Origin of the sequence: Photobacterium sp. Alg240-V54 (assembly GCF_900537155.1) — a bacterium.
Classification (GTDB): domain Bacteria; phylum Pseudomonadota; class Gammaproteobacteria; order Enterobacterales; family Vibrionaceae; genus Photobacterium.
Map to the genome: position 1 here is coordinate 249693 of NZ_UNRL01000001.1, position 25789 is coordinate 275481.

Below are 25789 nucleotides of genomic sequence, written 5' to 3' on the forward strand. Positions count from 1 at the left end.
TTAGCTAAAGTAGGTATAAGTGATTATACCTACTTTATACTATGTCTTAGTTCGCCAATTTACGTCGACCGTAAACAACTAATGACATCATCATCATCCAAAATAGAGATAAACTGCCACCAGAGCCGCCATTATCATTATTTTGAGGCCACTGTGTATTAGAGTCTAATAAATTAATGCTCGCTGGCATCACTTCATCATCCGTAACAGCCACTAAATACGTACCTTGCTTGGTATCAGCATTGTCAAATAATGGATATACTTGATCAAAAGGTAGCGTTACTACTGTGGTCTTACTACCAGCTGCAAAGCTAACCTCTATAGGCGCTAAAGCCGCTTGCTTATCACCATGCACCTTGGTTGCAACATAAACAGTCGCTTGCTGTGCGTTATCAATATCTTTGCTTCTAGTAAGGATAATTTCAAATTGTTGCGCATTGATATCTTCACGTGGTGAAGCGACTAATGTCTGTACACCAGTTAACGGCGTAAGGTTGTCTTTCTTGCTTGCGCTATGATTAAGGAGTTTAGCAACATCTGCAGTACCTTGATCACAACCTGCTTGACCATTCATAAACGGTAGGCCATTCGCGTGATTATAGCTAGTGAAGCCTGACATTAAGCTGGTTGTGCCTTCAGCATTACATTGCTTAGTACCATAGCCATTTTTGAACAGTTCTTGAGTACTATTAGTAGTATTTGCTTTGGTATGTTTCGCACCAAAGGTGTGGCCAACTTCATGCGCATAAACAAATTGGTAACGCTTATTAATGATACTATCAGCACTTAATACTAACGGCGTGTTGTTCATCTCAGCGAAATCTTCATCTCCAATCGGTGAACGTGCATGACCTTTGGTGGTATTTGATAGCTGCGCTGCAAAAGTGGTTAAGGTATTTTTAATAATACTTGGATCACTCTGTATCATTTGCTCAATATTTTCAGATACTTCTTCAATAGTGGCATAAGAATAATCAAGATAAGTTACCGTTGCAGGAACAAGATGAATATCAATATTATAATGATCCCATACCTTATTTGCTTGCACGATATTTTGATAATGACCAACAACCCATTGTGAAGCGGTTGGTTGATTTGATAAATCAGTTGGTAAAATTAACGGCGATTCAAAATTAGCTGCATTTACAGTGCCAGTAAACATTGCTAATAATAAGCATAATTTTTTCTTTTGCATGATTATCCTTTTAAAATAATACAAGATTGATTATTTAATGAAGTGAAGTCTCTTTTAGTTCGCGATGTAAATAAATACTACAGAGGCTGAAAACAATATCAACATTTAATTTATTTATATTTTAAATATACCCAAAAAGATTATTAATAGACTAAAAACGTATTTTAAACACCACCTAAATAAAACATACAATTAAGTAATTAAAAACAAATAAGCCTACTAAATACTATTAGCAGGCTTAATACCATCTAATCAGTTAATACTATATATTTAACTGTTACTATATATTAGTCATTATTATGATACTAATTGTAATTTATTATTCATCATAGCGCATGCATTTAATATAATATTAATCTCTTTATCTGTTAATTCACTATTCACCGAAAATCGTATTAGATTTTTATTTTTTGGTGTTGCAGGAGAACAAAAAACAGAACCAAAAACGTTCATATCTTCTAAATAATCACGCATAAATTCAGTGTTCGTTTCATTGCCTGTTTCTAGGGCAATAATCTGTGACTGGCTTTGAATAGTAAATCCAAGTTTAATCAACCCATAACGTAATTTATCCGCTTGTTCGACCAATCGTAAACGACGCTCATCACTGTTTTTTATGACATTTAATGTCGCTTGTAATACCGCAATTTCATGAGGTAATAAAGCGGAACTAAAAATAGCCGGTCGCGCGACAAACGGTAACGCTTGCCCTACTTTATGGCTACACAATATCGCACCGGCACGATAAGCAAACGCTTTTGCTAAACTAACTGTTATAAAATCAACATCATCCGTTAATCCTAATTCAGCAACGAGGCCTGCACCTTGTGGTCCATGAGTGCCTAGCGAGTGCGATTCATCAACCAAAATAGCACAGCCATAACATTTAGCTAATGCGACAATTTCAGTTAATGGTGCAACAGTGCCTAGCGTACTATAAACCGAATCAACTAAAATCAATCCAGGGCCATTACGCTTAATCAGTTTTTCTAAATGACGAATGTTGTTATGTAAAAAACTGTGAATTTTTGCTGCTGCTATTCGTGCGCCTTCCCATAAAGACATATGTGCAAAAAAATCAATATAAACGGGCGTATTAACCGGTAAAATAGTCTGGATTAACCCAACATTAGCCGCCCATCCTGACTGAGACAAAATGCAATGTTCAAAACCAGTGTAATCAGCAAGCTGATGTTCAAATGAATGATCATCCTCTTTATGTTGGAATATTGCGGACATAACAACATCTTTTTTATTATTACGTAAGGCATCAATATGTACTTTACGAATATAATCATGATTTGAAATTGCTAGGTAATCATTACTTTGCAATAACACACCATTATCTGTGGGCTTTTTCCCTAATACTAAATGTTGTTGATTTTTTCGAGGATAAATAAGATCTTCTAAATGATGTTCAATTTTTTTTTATAAATTCAGGTAGCACTTTAGGCGAATTATGGATTGTCATTGATATATACCTTTTATTAAATTAACGTTATTCACACAATTATAAATAACACTGGTATATTATTTATTAATATAACTTCGCACAACTATTTATTTTTGTTATCTGGCTTCAATTAACCTACTTTGTGATTTGATAATATGAGAAACTCTATAAAAAAATAATCACACAGAGATAACAATGAAATACACCGCAGCAATTTTTGATATGGATGGATTATTACTTGATACAGAAAAGGTCTGCATGGCAGCATTTCAACAAACCTGTATTGAAATGAATATTCCCTTTAAAGATGATATTTACCTCAATATCATTGGCCGTAATCAAGCTGGCATCAAACCGATTATTGAACAAGGGTATGGCGATAGCTTAAATTATGCTGTTTTTTATCCACGTTGGATGCAACATTATCATGCAGTTGTTGAACACCAAGCCATTCCTGTAAAAAAAGGCGTCATCGAATTATTAACGTGGCTACAAGCACAGAAAATTCCTATGGTCGTTGCAACATCAACCCATAATGCACTAGCACATAAAAAACTTCATTTAGCGGGGCTGTCTCAATATTTTTCACGCATAACCAGCGGTGATGAAGTCATTAATGGTAAACCCGCCCCTGAGATATACCTGCTTGCAGCGCAGCGCTTAAATATTGAACCTCAACAATGCCTTGCTTTTGAAGATTCAAATAACGGTGTAAAAGCTGCCGTTGCTGCCAATATGACAACCCTACAAATTATCGATTTAGTTGAACCTGATGCTGATACTCGTGCATTAGGGCATCATATCTTTAATACTATGGATGAAGCATTAGCATTTTTAATCGCAGTTTAGCCAATATATCTCGCACTAATTGCCAATAAAAAAGCCCACCAGTTATGACTAACAGGTGGGCTTTTATTCATTCGCTAAGCTTAAAACAAGCTAATACGTTACTTCACTGCATTTGCTATCTGTGTGGTTAACTCACCAACAGCGGTTGATAATGCTTCCACTTGTGCACTGTAACCGTCTTTTGCAAGTGGAACACTAAACTCAAATGGATGTACTGTTTGCAAATTACCATTGGCACCAATAATCATCCACTCACCAGCGACATTAGCGACACCAGTATATACGCCATTAAACTGGTTAATACGTACTTGTAATCGTGACGCTCCCGCAGTTGATAACGTTGGGGTTAACTGTGTAGCCCATAAATGATGTTGCTTTTGACGCAAATCATGAGTAATACGGCGCGTTAACTGTTTTGCTAATGCCTCACCCCATAAGTTTTGTTGGGCTTCAACCATTTCAGTTGCCGAGGTTTGATAAACCAAACCATTCCCCGCTAGATGCGCAGCTACCTCAACAGGTCGTACAATCAATAATGGCTGATTAGTTGCGTGCGATACTGTTAGCGTCTTACCTGCTGGTAATAAGAATGTATTTACTCCTTCAGGCGCACTACTACAACCACTAGCGGCTAACGTAATTGCTGCGATGACAAACCATTTTTTCATTATTTACGACCTCCAACAGGTACTGGATCTTTTGTTTTCTCATCACCAAACACAAGTGAATTTGGCTTTTCGTTGATTTGACGTAACACCGGTTGAAGTTCAGTCATAACAGCTTCGAAACGAGTTAACGCACCTTCAAGATTCTGATATGGCGCAGCATCAGGACCAAAACCATTCAGGGTTGTTTGGATCTGTTTAAGGCTTGCACGTACATCACCAGGCAATGCTTGGGTATCTTTTTGCTTTAATAATCGATCTAAATCGTTGATCGCTTTTTGCATCGTCGCCATTGTTTTTTCAGATGCTTTTAATGTCGCTGTCATTGAATTTAACGTATCTTCAACCGGCAGCTTATTAAACTTATTCAGTAAATTAGTTAATTGCTTCTGTACTTCAGCTAAATCTCCCGTTTTGGTTGGGAAGAGATCATAGCCATCATAGGTCATTTGTTTTACAGGTTTTTCTGCTTTGTAAACATCAGTGCCAATATACAATGCACCAGTTAATAAATTACCTGTTTTCAATGTTGCACGTAGACCTAGCTTAAACTCTTTTTCAAGATTTGTTTTCAGTGAAGCAAGTGTACCTTCATCTGAACGATCATAAACGCGCCCTAAATCAATACGTATCAATACTGGGATTTGCTTGCTGGTAAATCCTTCTTGACTGGTCGGTAAACGCAGCGGCACTTTTTGTACAGTACCAATTTGAATACCACGATACTCAATCGGAGCACCTGCTTTTAAGCCTCGAATCGATTCACTAAACAGCATTACAAAATCAAGGTGTCGCTCAAACATTTTTTCACGCACAGCAGTACGATTATCATATAAACGGTAATAGGCTTTTTGCTTAAGTTGAGGCGTACCTTGATCATCTGCTGGTGTTGTAAATGTCACACCGCCAGTTATTAATGATTCTAAAGAGCCAATTTTAACATTAAAGCCTTCAGCACCCACTTGCACTTTTACACCAGAAGCTAGAATGAAATTGCTGCTAGTACGCACTAAGCTATCATAAGGTTCAAAAATAAATAGTTGATAATTAGCACGTTTACTATTGATATCAAAACTGACTTTCTCTACTCGGCCAACAGTAAAACCATCATAAAGTACTGGATCACCAACACCTAATTTACCGGCTTGACGGCTGGTTAAAATAACCCGTAAACCTTTCGCATCGGCTGGCGCGACAGGAGGAACATCTAACGCGACAAAGTGATCTTTATCTTTCTTTCCTTCGCCTGGTTGCATTTCAATGTATGAACCAGAAAGTAATGTATCTAAACCTGATACTCCCCCTTTACCTATACGCGGCTTAACTACCCAAAATAGAGTGTCATTTTTAAGCATGCGGCCAGTATCATTGTTCATCTGGGCTGTCACTGTGATATAGCTGTAATCTTTACTTAATTGAACTTTTGTAACGACACCAACTTTCACATTCAACGATTTGATTGCTGTTTTTCCAACTTCAATACCCGATGCATTTGGTAATCGAATCGTGATCACGGGTCCTTGGCTATTAAGGTATTGAACAAACATCCAAATACCAATAGCAAGTGCAACTAATGGAACGATCCATATTGGCGACACTTGTTTCAAACGTTGTACTTTTGCCTCTGCTGGCTGGTTATCACTCATAATCTGCTTTCTCATTTATGTACACTAGGCACTTCTGAAATGGATTCAGTAGCGTCTAACTCTGAATCTTGCTTACATGGTTTATTTTTTGGTGTCCAAAATATCCGCGGATCAAAACTCATCGCAGATAACATCGTAAATATCACCACCGTCGCAAAGCACAACGCTGCAGGACCCGGTGAAATCGCCATCACATTTTGTAACTGTACTAAAGCCACTAAAATAGCAACCACAAAAATATCAACCATTGACCAACGACCGATAAATTCTGTTAAGCGATATAATTTTAACCGTTTAATCGCGACATGACTTGAGTCATCCGCGCGTTTACCTGCACAAAAATAAAGCCATGCTAGAGTAAACATTTTGGCCATCGGAATAAAAATACTCGCGATAAATATTACTAACGCTATCGGCCATGATCCCATTTTCCAAAGTAAAACAACGCCGCCAAGGATCGTTGAACCTTCGGTTTGCCCTAAACTCACGGTATACATCATTGGATATAAATTGGCAGGAATATAAAACACTATCGATGCGAGTAAATAAGCCCACGAATATTGCAACGAGTGGCTAGCGTTAAAAACATGTAATTGACTATCACAACGCAAACAACGTGCTTTATGCGACGTTGGCAGCGGATTAATTTGATTACAGGCATGACAACCAACATGATTATGATCTATATGGGTATCACCAGCACGCACGCCGTTCACTGGTTTCATAGCAAAAAACTGATCCCACAACCATGTTCTATCAACTAACGATACACATTTGACCACTAACACACTATAAAGACAAAAAGCCCAAAATGAGTTACCTAAACCAATATGAGCTAACGCTGAAATTTTTACTAAACTGACTAAAACGCCAATTAAAAAAACATCAACCATTAACCAAGGTTGAATAGTAAATAAGATGCGGCATAAAAATTTGATCCAAGCGCGAGCATGAACAATATGTCCTACATTCTTTACTTTATGAGCATGATAATAAAGATATAACACCAGCATTACATATGCGGCAGGAAAAACAATTACTGTTACCATTAATAAAATAGCTAATACACTATTTTCAAAATGTTGTAATGTTTCAGCTGCATTTAGCAGTGTAATTTGATGCCCCATTCCATTAACTGTAAAAGAGAGAAATGGAAATGATAGGCTCAATGCTAACATCAGCAAACAAGCAATACCGTAAGCAACAGGACGTTGAAAAGGTAAACTAACAGCCTTAGTTAAGGTATGCCCACACCGAGGACAAGTTGCTTTATCACCTTCATTTAAATTAGGGATATCAACGACTAACCCACATTCTTCACACGCAATCATCATTGATTGTTGCACGTCAATCGCCTCTCGTGCAGGCTTAATTTCATTACTCAACGTACATCACCTATAACAAAAATCTGATGGTATAATTCACTAATATTCTAAACATCGTCTTAAAAACAAACACATGCCTAGCGAACTATCGCAGACCAATTTGAACTAGTTTATAAATAAATTTAATTTAAATAAATAGTATTATCTATAGTTGCTGATTCAGTATATATCCAATACTACTCTACTTATTAGAGCTGATTTTGAACGGTATACATTATAGCAGTATTCTCAATTAATACTGTACTAGATTTGACCTCTCGTCCTTTAAACAGATATCTAAAGACTGCCATATACCCCAAAATTACTGATAAGTTTCACTCTTTGTGCATAAAAAACTGATAATCATGGCTTAGTAGTGTTTTATAGTAATTTTCATAGTCAAAAATATAAGAAATTGTTACAAATTAAGACTATTCATCAATGATTATAAAACAGTAGAATGCTTCACAATTAGCTACCACTGCATTTTCTAATGAAAAAGACACTACAGCATGAACATTAGCCATAGTATTAGAAAAAAAATCATCCAGTACACTTTACTATGCCTAGGCTTATTAATTATATTTAATATCTCTTATTGGTCTTATAACCAATATACTAGCATTAATAAATTACTTTCACGGAATAAAGCTGTTACAGAAAATAACGTTGCAACTATTATTAGTAAGCATACTAATCTACTCACCGCCATTGCAAATGATGATATAGTCAAAGATACATCATTATTATTAACACAACGAATTGAGATTGTTCGCCCTTACCAAGAAGCTTTTAATATTGAAATATTAGGTATCAGCGATATGAAAGGCAACGCAGTAACAACATATAGTGATAGTATAGAAAATATTAGTTACCGTCGTTATTTCCAACAAGCAATACAAAAAAATAAACTGGCAATAAGTAATTTAATCTATTCTCCTATTTCAAATAGTTATGTTTATATTATATGCAAAGCTTTCACTAACGCCGATGATAGCGGTACTATTTTTGCTTCTGTCTCATATTCTGAAATAAAAAATGCACTTGCTTATCAAGAAAACATTAGTATCCGAAATGATATTTTAAATAATTGCCGAGACTCAAATAACAATTGTAGAAATATTAAAATACTCAAAAACAACAAACTTTATTCTTCATTAGATAATAATCAAATATCAAAAAAAATTAAAAATAAAAACACATTCAGCTATTATACTTTAAATAACAATTATCAACTTGAAAAATTAACACTTCGTCCATTAATAAATACACCATGGTATTTATTAACAACACTTAACTATAATCAATTTTTAAAAGATAAATTTTCATTCATTATTATAAATATTTTAATTTCCATCTTAGCATCAGTTGGCCTGGGATTTTATTTAATGAAAAAAGTCTCTATTATTACGTCACCTATTGATGATTTTATTAAAGAAAGTGCTGGTATTATTCCGATTCAATCACAATCAAAAAATGATAATGTTTCAATAAATCATCACTTTAACAACATTATTAGTACAACTAAAGATGGTGTTTATTGCTCACGTACTAATTTATTGAACCGTAAATATTTCATTCAACATGCTAATATTACTATTCAAAAATATCCTAATGACTTTGCACTGTTATTTATTGATCTTGATAACCTAAAAACGATCAATGACACATTAGGTCATCATTATGGGGATGATGTTATTGCAATGTTTGCTCAGCATGTTGCTTCATTCTTTAACCACCCTACAGATTTAATTGGACGATTTGGAGGGGATGAATTTATCGTTCTTACTAAAAACTTCAATAAAGAATTTGATTTAATTGCTAAATTACAACAGTTAATTGTAGATCTTAATGGTTCAGTCAGTAATAGTAAATTAACGATTCCATTTTCAGCATCCATTGGTGTTGCGCTGACAGATAATGAAACACGCGATATCGAACAATTAATCATTAATGCTGATAAAGCCGTTTATGACAGTAAGAAAAAAGGCAAAAACTGTTATAGCTTTTATATTCGTCATTAAAAAAAGCCCCTAATTACATATACTATTTCTAGTTAAAAGTATTTAGGGGCTCTCAATCAAACAACTATATTTTAATCTTGCTGTACTGCTGGTATAGGGAATAATCGATCATAAGCAATGTTATAAACATACGCATAAATAAGATAAAAAAGCACCATACCAATATCAAGTACAAAAGCCTCCCAAAGAGTCACTTTCAGCACCCATGATAAAATAGGGATAGTAACAACAAGTAGACCAGCTTCAAATCCAAGACTGTGAACAATACGGATAGCAGTTGTTTTTACTGCTGTTTTATAGCGACGGTATAACATACGATCAAACCATATATTATAAATATAGTTCCAACCCGTTGCTAAAATTGAAAAGGCAATCCCTACTACGCCAACATGACTTCCATCAAACCCTAATTGACTTAATACTCCAACCAATAAAATTAGGCCAATAACTTCAAAACAAACCGCATGGCGAATACGATCCAACCGCGTTCTCATCAAAAATTTCCTCAGTACATTTATTTTTTATCATTGATAGCTTTTATGCATATTACTATAAATGTTTTTTTGCTCTTAACAAGCTAGAACCCATCCGAAAAACAGATAGATTAACTATTTGTCTAACAATTCAGATGCTTTATAATATCGTTGAGTCGCTGCTGTAGTTGTTGCAAGAATATTGGAATGTATCGATCGCTGTAATGCTTCTTTATCTGTCTGAAGCTGCATAACCTGCTGGCGCAATTTCTCTATAACCAATTGATAATCATCTTGTTTTTTTGAATCCTCTGCTAACTTTTGGAATAGGGATTCCATATTTCCTGTATTTTTTTCGGTCAAATTTTGTGATGCAATTAATGCCTGCTGGCGCTGTTCTGCTTCAATAGCAAGCTGTTTGACAAACGATCCCATCTCATCAGCAGATCCAACCAGACGATTAAATATTAATAAAAAAGAACAGATTTCTGCATCGGTAGAAAAATTGGGATAACGAATTTTATGATCTATTTCTGTCCATGCTTCTTCAAAAATAGTCCGTACTTGCACTTCAGTAAAAATACGCCGTTGTTGTAACTCACTACCAAAGACATAATGCAACGAGCGATAACCAGCGGGATGAATTTTCACTTTAATATCTAATGGTAACTCAGCAAAAACTTCATCATCACCACTTCTTACATAATAAACAGGTGGTTCTTCATACTGCCATTGATTGATTAAATAATCATGAATTGCTAAACCATCATCTTTATATAAATGTAATGCTCGAACACCAATCAGATCAGTAACAATTTCATCATAATTATCTCGATTAATACCAAGATATTTAGCTTTAAATGTCGCACTTTGAGGTACGGTTTTCCTGACAATTTTTGCCATTAAATGTTGAGGATTTTTTACTCGCCAACGCACAGAATGAACGTGGGAGCACTGCTGGATAATACGTGCGTATGATTCTGCAGTCAGGTTTAAGGCTTGTGTTCGTTGTTCATGGCATAAACCTATCGCTTTTAAGGTCGGCCACGTTATTGAGCTCGCTTGCCATTGTTGGTCGCTGATTCGATTATTATGTAAAAACTGTTCTTCTGTCAAAAAAGCAATGCTCATGATGACCACTTCTTGATAACTAACTTTATATGTGGCACTTATCATAGATCAAGCAATGCATAGTTTGCTATTTTAATTGCGGTAAAATATCCTTTTTACACTTACTTTCCCATTTTAGTTATTTAAAATGATGACTAAATTACCACTAGGATATAATTGAATAACTCGTTTTAATCACTTGCTGGTAATATTCATCAATCGATGCTGCTAACCTAAAATGAGAAAAAGCATATAATGATACATGGTTATATATCTCATACTCACCACGCTGTCCAAAATCGATATAAAGGTAATCTTTGGTCGCATCATGACCTATTTTCCTGATCAAATCAGAACCAACAACACACCAATTAATCATTCTTATTTTCCGTCTTATCATTGAATAACTCATCATGCCAAAAACGTTATAACATACCTAGGCTTTTTACATTTGCACTATTTTTGCACTCAAAAACAGCACTTAGATAACGCTTAATCGAGTTGTGCTAGTCACTTTAATGTCACTCACGTAAACTGAGATAATTATTTCGTGCTCAATTGTTTAGGAATTTAGTCACATATGAAACGTATTCCAACTAATATCATTACCGGCTTTTTAGGCGCGGGGAAAACAACCTCAATTCTCTCTTTACTTGCTCGTAAACCAGAACACGAAAAATGGGCAATTTTAATTAATGAGTTCGGCAATGTTGGTGTTGATGGCGCTATCTTAGAACAACAAGGCGCTATCATTAAAGAAGTACCTGGTGGCTGTATGTGCTGCGTTGCTGGGCTACCTATGTCAGTGGGTATTAATGCGCTACTGGCACAAAAACCCGATCGCTTATTGCTTGAACCTACAGGTTTAGGCCACCCAAAAGAAGTGATCCACAAATTAACGTCTGAAAGCTACCGTAATTATGTCGATCTTCGTGCAACAATTACTGTCGTCGATCCGCGCCACTTTGCAGATAGCGTTTATACCGATAACGCCAATTTTCAAGATCAACTTGCACTCGCTGATGTCGTGATTGCTAATAAAATTGACCAATGTGATGATTTTGATTTATATACCTTTCAAACAGCAATGGAAAAAGCTGAACCTAAAAAAGCCTTAATTGCAGAAGTTGAACATGGTCGCCTTGAACTTGAATGGCTTGATATTGAACGCACAGATCGTAAAGCACAGCATAGCCACCATCATCACAGCCACGATCAAGCTGAGCCATTACCAGAATTAGAATTAGCACCAGGTCAGCAATTTATTCGAAAAGAAAACCACGGTCAGGGATATCACAGTTGTGGATGGTTCTTTGCCGCCGATCAATTATTTGAATTTTCAAAACTGTTTAGCTTATTTTCTAATCTTAATGCTAACCGTGTTAAAGCGGTGGTTAACACTGAAAATGGTTGCTTTGCATTTAACGTTGTCAATCAAGTGGTATCGGTTAATGAACTGTCATTAGAAGGCTTTGAATCTCGTATTGAAGTCATTGATAACGAAATTCTGCCATGGGATGAACTTGAAAATATTTTATGTTCTATTGTGGAAAATACGCTCGCTAACTAGTTTTATTTTTTTTCATTATCGAACCATTGCTCATACCGATTGCAGTAATAGTGAGAATTTTTATCACTTTACTGCTACGTTATAAAATAGAGCTCATAAAAAGAAGGGAGCACAGATGCTAAACCCTAATACTGCTAAAACAGTGATTGATCACGCCCTATTCCTTGGTGCTGACTTCGCTGAATTATTTGTTGAACATCACCAATCCAGTTCTGTCCAACTTATTTCAGCTGAAATAGATAAAGTTAACTCAGGCATTGATTTTGGGATTGGTATTCGCCTATTTTTTGGCCATAAAGTGCTTTACGGTTACACCAACAGTACTGATGAAGAAGAATTAAAACGTGTAACGTCTCTGCTCGCAGCAAAAGATAAACGCGACCAAATTTTAACGGCAGGTGCGCTTAATTTAAATCGTTATGACAATAAACATAGCTGTCAATTACCGCTAAGCCAAGATGCTAACATGGCGGCTAAAATTGCTTTTTTACGCCAAGCAGATCAAGCCGCTCGTGCTGAGAACGAAAAAATAGCCCAATTTATTGGCAGTGTTGCTCAACGCGAACAACAAATCGAAATCTTTAATTCCGATGGCCTTCATATCGGCGACACCCGCCATTATACCCGTATATCGGCAAATGCCGTTGCTCAAAATGGCAGCGAACAATCTACCGGCTATGAAGCTCCTGGTGCATTTACAGGTTGGGAGTTTAATACTCACATTGACCCACAAAAGCTTGGCCATGATGTCGCTCAACAAGCAATGGTAAAACTGTTTGCAGAAGCGTGTCCTTCAGGGGAAATGCCTGTCATTATCGGCAATGGGTTTGGTGGCGTTATCTTCCACGAAGCCTGTGGTCACTTACTTGAAACGACCTCTGTCGCCAAGAAAGCCTCTGTATTTCACGATAAAATGGGTGAAATGATTGCTAACTCTGTCGTCAGTGCTGTTGATGACGGCACCATGACCAATCAATGGGGCTCGATTAACATTGACGACGAAGGCATGGAAACGCAGCGTACGCAATTAATTAAAGACGGTAAGCTAACGAGCTTTATGGTTGATCGTATGGGTGGCTTAAAAACAGGCTTTGCACGCACAGGATCAGGCCGCCGAGAGTCTTATAAGTTTGCACCCACCTCACGCATGCGTAATACCTTCATCGAACCTGGAGCAAGCACGCTTGACGATATGCTTGCTGGCGTTGAGCGCGGTATTTACGCTAAAAAAATGGGTGGAGGTTCAGTGCAACCCGGAACAGGTGAGTTTAACTTTGCGGTTCAAGAAGCATATCTGGTTGAAAATGGCAAAATTACTAAACCACTAAAATCTGCGACTTTAATTAGCACAGGTCCTAAAGTATTAAAAGAAATCAGTATGATCGGTAATGATTTTGCCCTTGCCGCTGGCATGTGTGGTTCAGTGAGCGGTTCAGTACCAACGACAGTAGGTCAAGCTGCGCTGAAAGTGGATAATATTCTTGTAGGAGGTGGCAACTAATGGCAGATCAAAACGCACTACAGCAAGCGATTGATTACGTACTTGATCGTGTTCAGGCACAAGATGCTGCTGCCGATGTTATTGCTAACCGTAGCAACAATTTTTCATTAAAAGCCAACCAAGGTGAACTTGACGAATATAAAGTGACCTCAGGTCAAGTAATTGGTGTACGTGTAATTAAAGATCAACACACAGCCACCAGTTATTCTGAATCACTTGATCTCGCAAGCCTTGATTTAATGGTGGATAATGCACTCACTAATGCGCAATATTCCCAGCAAGATCCCCACCAAAAAATAAGTTGTATTGATAGTCGACTTGCAACCACTGAGCCTGAAGTTTATCAAACTGAAACGGCTACCGTTGATGAAAAAATTACACTCGCATTATCACTAGAACAAGGTGTTGTAAGCAAACCTCACGCAACCAGTGCGCCTTACAATGGCTTTGCTGAATCAGATAGCCATGTCATTCTTGCGAATACTCAAGGCACATTGTGTAACCATAGTGAACGTTCAACCTATTGCTATGCCTACACCCTTTATGAAAAAGACGGTAAGCAAGCAATGCATGGCGGCATGTCATCTGGACGTTTATTTAGTCAATTAGATCCTAGCTATTGTATTAATCATGGCTATGAGATGGCACAAGCACTATTGGATGGTGCGCCTATTGCCAGTAAACATTATTCTGTGATTTTCACGCTTAGTGCTTTAAGTAGCCTATTTTCTGCGTTTGGAATGTGCATGTCTGGACAAGCAGCGATGAAGGGGATCAACCCTTGGCGTGATGCTCTTGACACACTGGTCGCGAGTCCACTGCTCACCATTACAGATACAGCATACATTAATGGCGGCTTCTCTATTAAAGCGTTTGATAGTGAAGGCTTTGCAACCCATGACACGTTATTAGTCGGTGATGGCAAGCTACAAAGCTTATTACACAATAGTCACACAGCGAGCTATTTTGGTATTGACAATACTGCCAACGGTTCACGCTCAGCTAAAGGTGGCTTAGGTGTCAGTTCTCGCCATACTGTTATTAGTACGGGTGCAAGTTCTGAAGCAGAAATCACCGCTGGTGAGTATCTAGAATTAGTCGAATTACAAGGTGTCCACTCAGGTGCTGATGCAGTAAGTGGCGACTTCTCATTTGGTGCTAGCGGATTTCTCTGTCGTGATGGCGTGCGTCAACAAGCCGTTCGCGGTATTACTGTTGCTGGTAATTTCTATCAAATGATCAAAGAAATTGATGCTATCAGCAACCAATTAGAAAATGATTATAATCGCAGTTTCTACGCGCCTAAAATCCGTTTTACACGCCTAAATATTGCTGGCAAATAATCAATAATCCGTTGTGATAATAAAACCTTACTGATGATAATGTTCTACATTCAATTCAGTAAGGTTTTTCGCAAACGCTAACACTTTTCTGTATACCTACGCCCTATTTATCTACACAACACACAATCATCATGATTAGATTTAAGATCTATTGCAAAATGCGATACCATGAGCAAAACACCGAATAAGAATAAGACCATGAATCTTACTGCTATTGCGACACTCCAAATTGATAATAAAATGTTTGCCAACCCACGTCGAATTGCATTATTAAAAGCGATTGATGCTACAGGCTCAATTAGCCAAGGCGCAAAATTAGCAGATATTAGCTATAAAGCAGCTTTTGACGCCATTAAGGATATGAACAGCTGTCATCAACAACCATTGGTTAATAGCGAAAAAGGTGGCAAAGGCGGTGGCGGCGCAACCCTGACACGTTTTGGTCAACGTTTAATCCAAATGTATGATCTGTTAGATAAAATTCAAGACATGGGCTTACAAGCACTTAATGATGATAATGCTCCGCTTGATAGCCTATTGGGTATAATGAGTCGATTCTCCTTACAAACCAGTGCGCGTAATCAACTATTTGGCCATATAACGACGATCGAAACCCATGATCTACATGATATCGTTACTATTGCAATCACAGAGCATCATCATATTCAGGCGACAATCACCCACGGCAGCACAATCCGCTTACACCTCAAACCCAATAAGGATGTGGTAACATTAATTAAAGGTCCAGCCATTACGGTTTGTAGCGAAGAAAATCTCATTCATGGCAAGCGAGATCGATTTGATAACCAATTACTTGGTACGCTGACCGCAATGAAGCAAGATCGCCAATCGACTGAAATCACTATCAGCTTAACCGATGAAATTAGTATTTGTGCTTTTGTAGATAATCAAGATGTTATGGATGAAACATTACGCTTAGGAATGCCTATTTACGCTTTATTCCACTCCACTCAAGTTATTGTGGCAAGTATGTATTAAATAGCAGAAATATGCTCAATAATCGTATTACGCTCAAAGGAATGAGCTTATATCGTCGGGGATTGGTTCTGGATTCTGTGAATCAACACTGCATTCAGTTGAGAACGCATTATAATTAAACCCCTTCTTTATACAGGCAGTAAAATTAATATAATCCTCATATTGCTGAATAATAATCAGCCCACAAGAAATAAATACAAATACTAACGTTATTATATTTAGCCAAATTTTTTGCTGCTTTAATGAACGTAAAAAAAGCACGACCGATAACGGTACACAAGCAAGACTAATAAACCACAGTACCGATGATGACAATATCATTAAATAACCACTACCCAATAACACTGGTAGCAGTTTAAGGCTTTTTATGCAAAATATCCCGTTATAATGTAGAAATATACCTATTTAACAAAGAAAGCACACAAAGAGCGATATTTTTAAATCTTAGTGATGCTTATGTGAGCATATTTCAATCCTACAAACCATAGTGTCTATTTATATTGAATACAAATAGACACTATGGTTTTGTAGTGACGTTGAGCAATAAATTGAGAATTAAATAACAAGACCACCATCGACTTTTATTACTTGCCCTGTAATAAAACTCGATTGAGCACTGGCTAAAAACAATGCGCAATTAGCAATATCTTGCGCTTTACCCATCCGTTGTAATGGCGTTTTTGATGTCATATGATTAATCACCTTTTCAGGTAAATCAACCGTCATTGGTGTTTCTATAAACCCAGGTGCTATACAATTTGCGCGTACTTGTGCACCTTTACGAGCAAATTCTTTCGCCCATGATTTTGTCATTGCAATCACACCCGCTTTCGTCGCGGCATAATTAGTCTGACCAATATTACCATCTGTACCAACAACAGAAGACATGGTAATAATAGAACCACTTCCTGTTTGCATCATTGTAGGGGCAATGGCTTGGGTCATATTAAACACCCCTTTCAGATTCACATCCATGACTAAGTCCCAATCAGACTCAGTCATTTTATCAATCAAGTTATCACGTGTAATACCGGCATTATTCACTAACACGTCAATCTGCCCATATTGCGCTGTAATTTTTTTGGCAGCTTCTGCAACACCCTCTCTATCACAGACATTCAGCTCTAAAGCTGTAACATTAGCAAATTGTTGCTCCAAATCAGCCATCATGCCCATGTTCATATCACAAGCAATAACACGGGTTGCATTTTGGCGGGCAAATGTCTCAACGATGCAACGACCAATCCCTTGAGCCCCACCTGTTACAAGGCATACTTTATCTGTTAGCATATTTTTCCCTCATTGTATTTATTCGCGTCCTACAACCAAGCTAAAACTCAGCACTTACTATCAGTCTAGATAACTCTCGCCAGAACATTAAGCTCAATATCACAAGACACAATTGCAGAAATAAGACACTTACGCTCAAATTCAAGCGGTAACAAATGCAACTATGTTTATATTAAGTATACTTTGATCATAGAAGTAATATCGATAAATCGATAACGCAGGGAAAGCGATGTTAGATAAAATTATTTTTTTTCTTCATGTAGTACGCTGTCAATCCGTCACAGAAGCAGCCAAGCAATACGGTATCTCTGCCTCAGCAGGAAGCCGTTGGATCACTGAACTTGAAGAAATGATGGGCATAAGCCTTGTTAAGCGTACTACGCGAAAAATTTCAGTCACCCAAGCAGGACAACATTTATTTCAACGATTTACGCAAATTAATAATCAAATTACTGATGTTCTCAATGAAATTCAAAATATCAGTCAAGAAGATATCGGCACCATCAAGGTCGCATGTACCCCGTTGTTTGCTAAATATTATCTAAGCGAAATCATTGGTGAATACGTCAGTGATAATCCTAATATTAATTTCGTAGTCATTGAAACTGCTTTTGAGGTTGATAATGTCCATGAAGTCGATTTTGCTATCCGTGCCAATGCGACATACCGTGGTTTTCAAGACAAAGACAGTTTGTTAGTAAAACGTACGTTACTACGAGAGCCGCTTAAAGCATGTTGCTCACCCGTATATATCGCCCGTTACGGTCAACCCGTTGTGCCGAATGATCTCAAAAAACATTTATGCTTATTTGCGACAACATTGGTGGGTGGGAATCGCTGGATATTTGAACAAGATGGGGAATATAATTCAGTCCAAATTTCGCGTACCGTTGAAGTCGATGACAGTGAAATTTTAAAAAATATTGCCTTAGCTGGCGGTGGGATTGCTTATCTACCCTACAGTTTGATTCAGGATGATTTACAAAATAACAAATTAGTCTCAGTACTCAATGACTATATTAGTAGCGAGTTTGAATTAAGCTTGTATTACAAACCCAGAAAATACATGCCTGCACGTTGTGCAAACTTTAAGGATCATTTACTCAAACGGGTTACAGATATTAACCTGAGTCGTAATGTCACTTAAGGTGCTATAAATCACATACAAAAAAGCCAGACTTTCGTCTGGCTTTTTTATTACACTAGCGCAAATTATGCATCAGTGCGAGGCTTACGGTCGCCTGATGGACGTGCTGCACCATCACGGTTGCCACGGTAACCACCACGGCTATCGTTGCCACGGTTGCGATCGAAACGACGCTCGCCACCGCGCTCACCGCCACGGTTGCCGTCACGGCTACCACGATGACCACTACGCTCACCGCCACGGTTGCCGTCGCGATTACCTGTACGTGGACGGTGCTCACGTAATACTTCACCTTCAACAACAACTGCTTTCACGTCATTCTGACGAATGCGTAGTTTCTTCAGTTGCTCTGATACTTCTGCTGTCATCTTCTTAGGAAGTTGAACAAAAGTATGAGAAGGAGCAAGTTTAATTGCACCGATGAACTCTTTGCTTAAGCCAAGTTCGTTTGCGATTGCGCCAACGATATCTTTAACTTGAACACCTTGCTCACGACCAACTTGTAATTGGTAAGTATCCCAATCAGCGTTGTTGAAGCTACGACGCTCACCACGCTCAGGACGATCACCACGACGTTCGCCACGCTCAGGACGGTCACCACGACGGTCATCACCACGACGCTCACGACGTTGTGATTCACGCTCGATAGCAGCGATCATTGGGTCTGGACCTTTGTAGAATAAAGGACGGTTACCTTGCTGACGCTGAAGAAGCATTGCCGCTAGTGTTGCTGCATCAACATCGATTGACTCTTGTAGTTTTTCAACAAGTTCAACAAATGCATCCACGTTAGTTTGTTCTTTTTGTGCTGCTAGTTCTTCACCTAAACGGTTTAAACGAGATGCAGCAACTAGATCACGTAGAGGAAGTTGGATTTCTTCCATACGAGACTTAGTAACACGCTCGATAGTACGTAGCATGCGGATTTGGTTAGTACGAACCAATAGGATCGCTTTACCGTCACGTCCAGCACGGCCAGTACGACCAATACGGTGAATGTATGATTCAACATCAAATGGGATATCGTAGTTGAATACGTGTGTAATACGTGGAACATCAAGACCACGTGCCACAACGTCAGTTGCAACTAGAATATCAATCACGCCACGTTTGATATGGTCAACAGTACGCTCACGAAGCGACTGAGGAATATCACCGTGAAGTGCCGCAGCTTTGAAGCCACGAGAAGATAACCAATCAGCTAGACGCTCAGTATCTTGACGAGTACGAACGAATACGATTGATGCATCTGTGTTTTCAGTTTCAAGCAGACGACTCATTGCTTCGTCTTTTTCTACGCCCTTAACAACCCAAAATTGTTGAGACACTTGAGAAACAGTGCGGTTTTCACCTGCAACGTCAATACGTGCTGGATTACGTAGGAAACGATCAACGATTTCTTTAACGATAGGAGGCATAGTTGCAGAGAAAAGTACACGTTGTGCAGTTTCTGGTGCTTGTTCCATGATCCAAGTAACGTCGTCAACGAAACCCATTTTTAGCATTTCATCAGCTTCATCAAGAACGAAAGTATGTACTTCGTCTAGGTGAAGTTGCTTACGTGAAATAAGGTCTTTAACACGACCAGGTGTACCTACAACAATGTGTGAACCATTTTTTAGTGCACGCATTTGGTCAACGATTGAAGCACCGCCGTAAATCTCAAGAACCTTAAGGCCTTTGATGTTTTGACCAAGTACTTTAATTTCTGCAGCAACCTGAATTGCAAGCTCACGTGTTGGAGCCATAACAATAGCTTGTGGCTTATGCTGAGAAAGATTTACTTTATTCAGTACAGGCAGCGAGAACGCTGCAGTTTTACCAGTACCAGTCTGTGCTTTACCAAGCGCATCTCTACCTGTTAGAAGTAAAGGAATTGAAGCCGCCTGAATAGGTGTAGGCGAAACAAAACCCATAGAGTCTAGAGCAGATAAAAGCGTATCGGCCAAATCTAGTTGGCGAAATTCTGTAACAGTTTCTTGCATTGGGATCCCAATATATGAACGACTTAAAAACGGGGCCCCTTTGCTACAGAGGGTTCTGCAACAGCAACCACTAGCACGGGCCTCGACTAATAGGAGGCGTATTGTGGGCTAATACTTGATAAAAAGCTAGAAAAAATTGAACAACGTCACAAAATAACTCACAAACATCTATTTATTGAACAAATAGTACGACTGATAAACATCCGCTAATTTCTTATCGATTATCAATTAACTATGTTGTTGAAAATACGAACAATCATATAATTCAAATCCTGCCATCTTTGATTGAACATACTTTCGTTATTAGATTAGAGTTATCTTTTATTAGTCTTTTTATATTAATCGTTACCCTTTATCTTTTTATAGAAGTTAGTTTTAAATTTTTTATTTCCTGCTTTAATACCAGTAACACTGAAATCTTATTATCTATTGATTATAAAGATATTTATTTTTATTTACTGACGATTTATCACACAACAACGTGGATAACTTAAACTAAAAGCATAAAATATACTGACTTAAGGCTATTTTTTGTTTCTAGCTTACATTTACGACATAATTTAAATATTTTGTCATATATTGTCATTGAACATTTGAATTATGATAAAAAACGCGTTAAATCACAATTAACCGATTGATTATATAGCTTATGATTATGCCGAATGAAAATTTAGACAGTCAAATCTTGGTTTTAGATGACCAAAAACGTATAGTGTCTATGTCGATAATCTGAGACCAGACATAATGTTTCAAGATAACCCGCTGTTAGCACAGCTAAAAAAGCAAATCCAAGAAACACTTCCTAAAAAGGAAGGTTACATCAAAGCAACCGATCGTGGCTTTGGCTTTCTAGAAACTGATAACAAAGAAAGCATCTTCATTCCGCCTATCTATATGAAAAACGTTATGCATGGTGATCGTGTTATCGCCGTGCTTCGTACTGAAAAAGAGCGCGAAGTTGCTGAGCCACAAGAGCTTGTTGAGCAATCTATTACACGCTTCATTGGCCGTGTAAAACTGATTCGTAATCGCCTACATATCATTCCAGATCACCCGCAGCTAAAAGAAGCGATTAGAGCACGTGCAGCAAAAGGCATTAACCCAGAAACCTTAAAAGAAGGTGATTGGGTTGTTGCTGAACTGACTCGCCACCCTCTTGCTGGTAGTAATCAACCATTCTTCTGTGATGTCACTCAAAAAATCACTGACAGTAATGACAAGATTGCACCTTGGTGGGTAACACTAGCTCGCCACCAGCTTCCTAATGCAGAGCCAGCACCACAAGATAGCTGGACGATGCTTGATGAAGGTATTGAGCGCCAAGACTTAACTGATTTGCCTTTCATTACTATTGATGGTGAATCAACCAAAGACATGGATGATGCTTTATATACTGTCGCTAGAGATGACGGCAGTTTTGAAATCACCATTGCGATTGCTGATCCTACTTCTTATATTGCTGTTGGCGATAAGATGGATGATGAAGCACGTGAGCGTGGATTTACCATTTACCTTCCGGGCCGCAATATTCCAATGCTGCCACGTGAACTAAGTGATGAATTATGTTCACTTATCGAAAATGAAAAACGCCCTGTTTTATGCTGCCGTGTTTCAATTGATAATAGCGGTGTCATTCAAGATGATATCTCTTTCTTTGGCGCATGGATCAAGTCTCAAGGTCGTTTATCTTATAACAATGTGTCTGATTTCCTTGAAAACGGCCATTGTGATGACTGGACTCCAAGCCCAATCATAGAGCAACAAATCGTTGCTCTACAGGGTTTTGCTACCTTACGTTCTGATTGGCGTATGGCAAATGCAGTGGTATTCCCAGATCGCCCTGATTACCGCTTTGAATTAAGTGAAGATAACGACGTTGTTGCTATTCACACCGATTTACGTCGTATTGCTAATCGCATGATCGAAGAAGCAATGATCACCGCTAACATTTGTGCGGGTCGTGCTTTACAAGAGAAATTTGCAACGGGTGTATTTAACGTTCATAGCGGCTTCAACCAAGAAAAACTTGATGCTGCAATGGAGTTCATCACTAATGCAGAAGCACCGTTTACTAAAGAAGACGTTGTTACTTTAGAAGGCTTCAGTGCATTACGTCGATGGTTAAATACGCTAGATAGCACTTACCTTGATAACCGTTTACGTAAATTCCAAGCATACAGCGAAGTCGCTAATACACCGGCACCTCACTATGCAATGGGACTGGATGTTTACGCGACATGGACATCACCGATTCGTAAATACGGTGATATGATCAACCATCGCTTACTTAAAGCGTTGATCACAGGCAATGAGCCAACTCAAAAGCCTGATGACAATGTGGGTGATGAAATTGCTAATCACCGTCGTCATCACCGTATGGCTGAACGTGATGTGTCTGATTGGTTATACGTGCGTTTACTTAAAGATGCCGTGAAGAAAGAAACGGTCTTTAAAGCTGAAATCTTTGATATTAATCGTGCTGGTATGCGTGTACGCCTACTTGAAAACGGTGCAGCAGCCTTTATTCCTGGCTCGCTGATTGTTGATAACAAAGAACGTATTGTGTGCAGTGGTGAACTTGGCATTATCAGTATTGATGGTGTTAAAGAATACCAACTAGGTGATACTTTTGATGTGAAATTAGCCGAAGTTCGCGCTGCAACACGTCAATTAGTGGCTAAACCTGTACAGCAATACCCTGCGCCAGAAGTGACTCCTGCGCCAGAGCAAGCAACAGACGCACCACAAAAAGCATAACGATGTAAATCAGCTTTACCACACTACAAAAGGCCAGTGAATGCTGGCCTTTTTTACAGCTTTCACACTATTATTCCAATATAAATCATTCAAAGAAGTCAGCTATCAATGTCAAATCACATTCCAGCAAGCAATAACAAAAAAAATCACAGCTCAGAACAAATTCAGCTTATCGAGCAACAAGTAAAACAGTGGCTAGAAGATGTTGTTATCGGTCTTAATTTATGCCCTTTTGCTGCCAAACCTAACCGCAATAAACAAATTAAAATCTTTGTCAGCGAAGATGATAATGAAAATGATCTGCTTGAAACCATTTATATGCAGTTCAAAGAGCTTGATGAAACACCAGCAGAAACACTAGAAACAATTTTAGTCGTCGCACCTTTCTTATTTGAAGAATTTGACGATTACAATCAATTTCTCGATCTTGTTGAAGGCTTGGTGGTACAACTAGGTAAAAGTGGCATCTACCAAATTGCGAGTTTTCACCCTGATTACTGCTTCTATGGCGCAGAGCCTGATGATGCAGAAAACTTGACTAACCGTTCACCCTACCCTGTGTTTCATCTTATTCGTGAAGAAAGCATGGCTAAAGTGATCAAGCATTATCCAAATCCGGAAGCGATTCCTGATCGTAATATCGAATGTGTAGAAAATTTAACCCCAGAACAAATGCGCCAGTTATTTCCTTATTTAATCAAATAACGCTACGCTTACTGCAGGTTGTAAATATCTGAACTAATCACACTAAAATGACGGCAATATCGAATCATTGTCGTTGTTTATTTGTTATATTCATGAGCAGCTAGATTTTTCGTTTAGGTCTCATCATTCAATGCTATTAATGTCACGTTTATACTCACCCAATACTCGCTTTATACTGCCTTTTTTCATTACCACACTCATGATCATCAGTTATCCTTTATTAATACCGATGATGACTGCTTATTCAGCATTATGGATCAATCTTCCTTTTGTATTATTGGGTATCGTAATAATCCTTAATTACAGGCTTCCTCAAGCTGAAAGTGGGCTAATTGCCATCATTATGTTGATTGCCTACAGCATGATTATTAACTGGCTCCAAGTGTCATTAGCAAACACAGATACCAAGTTGATATTTTGCCTTTTAGCGACATTATTACCGCTGAATCTGCTATTGTTACGCTTTATTCGGTGTTCACAGCGGTATGTATTCGCATCAGTAACGCTAGTGTCATTACTGATGATCCAGTGTGCTACTGGCGCAGCGATTAGCTATTTTTATCAAGCTGATTTCTCAACTTGGCAACAAATCCATTTGTTTACCTACCACAATATTTCATCATTACCGCTTATATTGATTGTGTTTAATCTCGCAATAAGTTGTTGTACTGGCGCGTTAGCCATCAAATATCATCACCGTGTTGATCGCCATATATTTATCTGTACGTTGCTATCAACTACCACATTTATCTTTTTTCATTACCCTTTTATTTCCAGTAGTGCGTTTACACTGTGTGCGTTGTTGCTATTAATTGACATCGGCTATTGTCGTTATCAGCAAAGTTTTTATGATGCATCGACTCAACTTGCTGATCATCGCGCATTGGAGCAAGCCTTAACTCGCCTGCACTCCCCTTACACTATTGCCGTTATTGACCTTGATAATCCCGACAAAATTATTGAGAAGCATCATCCCCAAGCTATCGCAGATATTCAACGCTCAGTGGCAAACTTACTCACACAACAGCCACAATTATTACCGCACTGCTATTTTGTGTCACAGCAATTTATTGTCATTTTTGAGCATATGGATTGTGATACTGCACTGGTGGTATTAACCCAATTACAGCAAAATATTGCGGTAGAAAAACATATTATTGAGCCGATTATCGTTGAATCTGAGCATGATGAAACAGCAGTAAAACCAAAAAAAGGACGTAAAAAGACTCTTAAAATCAGTGTCAGTATGGGTATTAGTCATGCTCATGATGAACACCAACCAATGACGGTTTTAGAGCGCGCAACTGATGCTTTAATGACAGGAAAACAAACAAAAAAGAAGAAAAATCAGATCTATACTGCGGTAAACAATGACCAACAAGCACTTATGTCATAATGTAACAGGCAAATAAAAGCCCGAGAGTTATCGGGCTAACTAAAAGTTTACAATCATTATTGTAATTTTAGTAAAGAGCAAGGCACAACCATAAGTCGTATTAGCGCTCTCAGCGGCCATACCTGCGCTAACGACTACATAAGAAACATTTTTATAACATTAATTACCAAAAAATAACCTCCTTATTTGCCGATCGAGCGAATATCTGAACATAACAGTGGTAAATTGAAATAATCTTACTTCAAGCGCTAGCTTACTGCTCAACTGCTTATTTGAAATTTTGGTATAAAATAATAAGAGCTAACTAATTATTGATG

19 protein-coding genes and 1 pseudogene are annotated in these 25789 nt (G+C 38.0%); 10 read left to right on the forward strand and 10 right to left on the reverse strand.

Features of this window, described 5'->3' with window-relative positions; all coding sequences use genetic code 11:
* Positions 1-46: 46 nt before the first annotated feature.
* Both G6R09_RS01250 and cqsA read right to left on the reverse strand, forming a co-directional pair.
* Positions 47-1195, reverse strand: a complete 1149-nt coding sequence (locus G6R09_RS01250; protein ID WP_065167249.1) for a reprolysin-like metallopeptidase — start codon at positions 1193-1195, stop codon at positions 47-49.
* A 297-nt stretch (positions 1196-1492) separates the two neighbouring features.
* Positions 1493-2666: pseudogene (gene cqsA, locus G6R09_RS01255) on the reverse strand (alpha-hydroxyketone-type quorum-sensing autoinducer synthase).
* Positions 2667-2843: 177 nt separating this feature from the next.
* Between cqsA and G6R09_RS01260 the strand changes: the two are divergent.
* Positions 2844-3497, forward strand: a complete 654-nt coding sequence (locus G6R09_RS01260) for an HAD family phosphatase (protein ID WP_163920131.1) — start codon at positions 2844-2846, stop codon at positions 3495-3497.
* Between the two features lie 98 nt (positions 3498-3595).
* Here G6R09_RS01260 and G6R09_RS01265 read toward each other — a convergent pair whose 3' ends face one another.
* From G6R09_RS01265 to G6R09_RS01275, 3 genes are read right to left on the reverse strand one after another with little or no spacing between them, the layout of a single operon-like run.
* The gene (locus tag G6R09_RS01265; protein ID WP_065167251.1) at positions 3596-4165 is read right to left on the reverse strand and encodes a membrane integrity-associated transporter subunit PqiC; all 570 of its coding nucleotides are present in this window, start codon (positions 4163-4165) and stop codon (positions 3596-3598) included.
* Positions 4165-5808: an intermembrane transport protein PqiB gene (pqiB, locus tag G6R09_RS01270; RefSeq protein WP_065167252.1), complete on the reverse strand. Its 1644-nt coding sequence runs from the start codon at positions 5806-5808 to the stop codon at positions 4165-4167. The genes G6R09_RS01265 and pqiB overlap by 1 nt, the downstream gene beginning before the upstream one ends.
* A gap of 11 nt (positions 5809-5819) precedes the next feature.
* A complete protein-coding gene (locus G6R09_RS01275; protein ID WP_163921020.1) occupies positions 5820-7142 on the reverse strand; it encodes a paraquat-inducible protein A in 1323 nt (440 codons plus the stop codon).
* A 542-nt stretch (positions 7143-7684) separates the two neighbouring features.
* On the opposite strand from G6R09_RS01275, the gene G6R09_RS01280 reads away from it, so the two are divergent.
* On the forward strand, positions 7685-9196 hold the full coding sequence (locus G6R09_RS01280) for a diguanylate cyclase domain-containing protein (protein ID WP_163920140.1): 1512 nt from the start codon (positions 7685-7687) through the stop codon (positions 9194-9196).
* Positions 9197-9267: 71 nt separating this feature from the next.
* Here the strand turns inward: G6R09_RS01280 and G6R09_RS01285 are convergent, their stop codons facing one another.
* The 3 genes from G6R09_RS01285 to G6R09_RS01295 all read right to left on the reverse strand — a co-directional run bounded on the left by G6R09_RS01285 (position 9268) and on the right by G6R09_RS01295 (position 11158).
* Complete coding sequence (locus G6R09_RS01285; RefSeq protein ID WP_065167254.1) at positions 9268-9690, reverse strand: PACE efflux transporter; 423 nt, start codon at positions 9688-9690, stop codon at positions 9268-9270.
* Positions 9691-9804: 114 nt separating this feature from the next.
* Positions 9805-10800: a RelA/SpoT domain-containing protein gene (locus G6R09_RS01290; RefSeq protein ID WP_065176573.1), complete on the reverse strand. Its 996-nt coding sequence runs from the start codon at positions 10798-10800 to the stop codon at positions 9805-9807.
* A 145-nt stretch (positions 10801-10945) separates the two neighbouring features.
* Complete coding sequence (locus tag G6R09_RS01295; protein ID WP_065167255.1) at positions 10946-11158, reverse strand: KTSC domain-containing protein; 213 nt, start codon at positions 11156-11158, stop codon at positions 10946-10948.
* A 201-nt stretch (positions 11159-11359) separates the two neighbouring features.
* On the opposite strand from G6R09_RS01295, the gene G6R09_RS01300 reads away from it, so the two are divergent.
* From G6R09_RS01300 to G6R09_RS01315, 4 genes are all read left to right on the forward strand, one after another.
* Positions 11360-12349: a GTP-binding protein gene (locus G6R09_RS01300; protein WP_163920142.1), complete on the forward strand. Its 990-nt coding sequence runs from the start codon at positions 11360-11362 to the stop codon at positions 12347-12349.
* A gap of 115 nt (positions 12350-12464) precedes the next feature.
* Complete coding sequence (locus G6R09_RS01305; RefSeq protein WP_065167257.1) at positions 12465-13850, forward strand: TldD/PmbA family protein; 1386 nt, start codon at positions 12465-12467, stop codon at positions 13848-13850.
* The gene (locus G6R09_RS01310; RefSeq protein WP_163920144.1) at positions 13850-15193 is read left to right on the forward strand and encodes a TldD/PmbA family protein; all 1344 of its coding nucleotides are present in this window, start codon (positions 13850-13852) and stop codon (positions 15191-15193) included. The genes G6R09_RS01305 and G6R09_RS01310 overlap by 1 nt, the downstream gene beginning before the upstream one ends.
* A gap of 168 nt (positions 15194-15361) precedes the next feature.
* Positions 15362-16192: a TOBE domain-containing protein gene (locus G6R09_RS01315; protein WP_235859649.1), complete on the forward strand. Its 831-nt coding sequence runs from the start codon at positions 15362-15364 to the stop codon at positions 16190-16192.
* Between the two features lie 555 nt (positions 16193-16747).
* Here G6R09_RS01315 and G6R09_RS01320 read toward each other — a convergent pair.
* Positions 16748-17482, reverse strand: coding sequence for a beta-ketoacyl-ACP reductase (locus G6R09_RS01320; RefSeq protein ID WP_163920145.1), 735 nt, complete (start codon positions 17480-17482; stop codon positions 16748-16750).
* Positions 17483-17711: 229 nt separating this feature from the next.
* On the opposite strand from G6R09_RS01320, the gene G6R09_RS01325 reads away from it, so the two are divergent.
* Positions 17712-18629, forward strand: coding sequence for a LysR family transcriptional regulator (locus tag G6R09_RS01325; RefSeq protein WP_163920147.1), 918 nt, complete (start codon positions 17712-17714; stop codon positions 18627-18629).
* A gap of 65 nt (positions 18630-18694) precedes the next feature.
* On the opposite strand, the gene G6R09_RS01330 is transcribed toward G6R09_RS01325, so the two are convergent.
* Positions 18695-20614, reverse strand: a complete 1920-nt coding sequence (locus G6R09_RS01330) for a DEAD/DEAH box helicase (RefSeq protein WP_065167262.1) — start codon at positions 20612-20614, stop codon at positions 18695-18697.
* A gap of 744 nt (positions 20615-21358) precedes the next feature.
* Here G6R09_RS01330 and G6R09_RS01335 point away from each other — a divergent pair.
* The 3 genes from G6R09_RS01335 (at position 21359) to G6R09_RS01345 (ending at position 25472) form a co-directional block, all read left to right on the forward strand.
* Positions 21359-23371, forward strand: coding sequence for an exoribonuclease II (locus G6R09_RS01335; RefSeq protein ID WP_065167263.1), 2013 nt, complete (start codon positions 21359-21361; stop codon positions 23369-23371).
* 108 nt (positions 23372-23479) lie between these two features.
* Positions 23480-24076 (forward strand): DUF1415 domain-containing protein, encoded by a 597-nt coding sequence (locus tag G6R09_RS01340; protein WP_205522967.1) that lies wholly within the window; start codon positions 23480-23482, stop codon positions 24074-24076.
* A 139-nt stretch (positions 24077-24215) separates the two neighbouring features.
* Positions 24216-25472: a hypothetical protein gene (locus G6R09_RS01345; protein WP_163920149.1), complete on the forward strand. Its 1257-nt coding sequence runs from the start codon at positions 24216-24218 to the stop codon at positions 25470-25472.
* Positions 25473-25789 lie beyond the last annotated feature (317 nt).

Bases quoted from the DNA above. Each gene is read 5' to 3' on its own strand.
- G6R09_RS01345 (WP_163920149.1), top strand. From the start codon at position 24,216: ATGTCACGTTTATACTCACCCAATACTCGCTTTATACTGCCTTTTTTC.
- G6R09_RS01300 (WP_163920142.1), top strand. From the start codon at position 11,360: ATGAAACGTATTCCAACTAATATCATTACCGGCTTTTTAGGCGCGGGG.
- G6R09_RS01310 (WP_163920144.1), top strand. From the start codon at position 13,850: ATGGCAGATCAAAACGCACTACAGCAAGCGATTGATTACGTACTTGAT.
- G6R09_RS01290 (WP_065176573.1), bottom strand. From the start codon at position 10,800: ATGAGCATTGCTTTTTTGACAGAAGAACAGTTTTTACATAATAATCGA.
- G6R09_RS01320 (WP_163920145.1), bottom strand. From the start codon at position 17,482: ATGCTAACAGATAAAGTATGCCTTGTAACAGGTGGGGCTCAAGGGATT.
- G6R09_RS01315 (WP_235859649.1), top strand. From the start codon at position 15,362: ATGAGCAAAACACCGAATAAGAATAAGACCATGAATCTTACTGCTATT.
- pqiB (WP_065167252.1), bottom strand. From the start codon at position 5,808: ATGAGTGATAACCAGCCAGCAGAGGCAAAAGTACAACGTTTGAAACAA.
- G6R09_RS01340 (WP_205522967.1), top strand. From the start codon at position 23,480: ATGTCAAATCACATTCCAGCAAGCAATAACAAAAAAAATCACAGCTCA.
- G6R09_RS01250 (WP_065167249.1), bottom strand. From the start codon at position 1,195: ATGCAAAAGAAAAAATTATGCTTATTATTAGCAATGTTTACTGGCACT.
- G6R09_RS01275 (WP_163921020.1), bottom strand. From the start codon at position 7,142: ATGATGATTGCGTGTGAAGAATGTGGGTTAGTCGTTGATATCCCTAAT.
- G6R09_RS01325 (WP_163920147.1), top strand. From the start codon at position 17,712: ATGTTAGATAAAATTATTTTTTTTCTTCATGTAGTACGCTGTCAATCC.
- G6R09_RS01265 (WP_065167251.1), bottom strand. From the start codon at position 4,165: ATGAAAAAATGGTTTGTCATCGCAGCAATTACGTTAGCCGCTAGTGGT.
- G6R09_RS01285 (WP_065167254.1), bottom strand. From the start codon at position 9,690: ATGAGAACGCGGTTGGATCGTATTCGCCATGCGGTTTGTTTTGAAGTT.
- G6R09_RS01280 (WP_163920140.1), top strand. From the start codon at position 7,685: ATGAACATTAGCCATAGTATTAGAAAAAAAATCATCCAGTACACTTTA.
- G6R09_RS01330 (WP_065167262.1), bottom strand. From the start codon at position 20,614: ATGCAAGAAACTGTTACAGAATTTCGCCAACTAGATTTGGCCGATACG.
- G6R09_RS01335 (WP_065167263.1), top strand. From the start codon at position 21,359: ATGTTTCAAGATAACCCGCTGTTAGCACAGCTAAAAAAGCAAATCCAA.
- G6R09_RS01260 (WP_163920131.1), top strand. From the start codon at position 2,844: ATGAAATACACCGCAGCAATTTTTGATATGGATGGATTATTACTTGAT.
- G6R09_RS01305 (WP_065167257.1), top strand. From the start codon at position 12,465: ATGCTAAACCCTAATACTGCTAAAACAGTGATTGATCACGCCCTATTC.
- G6R09_RS01295 (WP_065167255.1), bottom strand. From the start codon at position 11,158: ATGATTAATTGGTGTGTTGTTGGTTCTGATTTGATCAGGAAAATAGGT.